Below are 505 nucleotides of genomic sequence, written 5' to 3' on the forward strand. Positions count from 1 at the left end.
ATGCAATACGATCACGATGATGTGGGTCCATATTAGCCTGAATTTTCAAGACAAACCCTGTCATTCTTGGTTTCATCGCTATGACATTGCGTTGATCTGCTAACTGATTACGAGGACTCGGACCAAAATCAATAAACGCATTGATCAAATCACGAACACCAAAATTTCTTAAAGCCGAACCGAAATAAACCGGCGTCATATGTCCTTCACGGAAAGCTTGCAGATCAAAATTTTTGCAAGCACTTCGCGCAAGGTCTACTCCTTCGATAAAAGACAAGCGTTGATTTTCAGGAAGCAACTTTGCAACTTCGTCAGGACCAGAAACCGTCTGTTGCGTAACCTCATCATCTTTTTTTCGAAAACGGTCATGATGAAGGTCAAATGTTCCAACAAATTCTTTACTTATACCACTGGGCCATGTTATTGGCGCGGTATCAAGCGCAAGTTTCTCTTCAATTTCATCTAAAAGTTCTATAGGGTCGCGCGCCTCACGATCCATTTTATT

At 41.6% G+C, this 505-nt stretch carries 1 pseudogene; it reads right to left on the reverse strand.

Going from position 1 to position 505, the window contains the following annotated elements:
• Positions 1 to 505, reverse strand: a pseudogene (gene prfC / locus J7R13_RS08795) (peptide chain release factor 3); the annotation flags it as partial.

The organism is Bartonella taylorii 8TBB (assembly GCF_902825155.1).
In the GTDB taxonomy this organism is placed as follows: domain Bacteria; phylum Pseudomonadota; class Alphaproteobacteria; order Rhizobiales; family Rhizobiaceae; genus Bartonella; species Bartonella taylorii_A.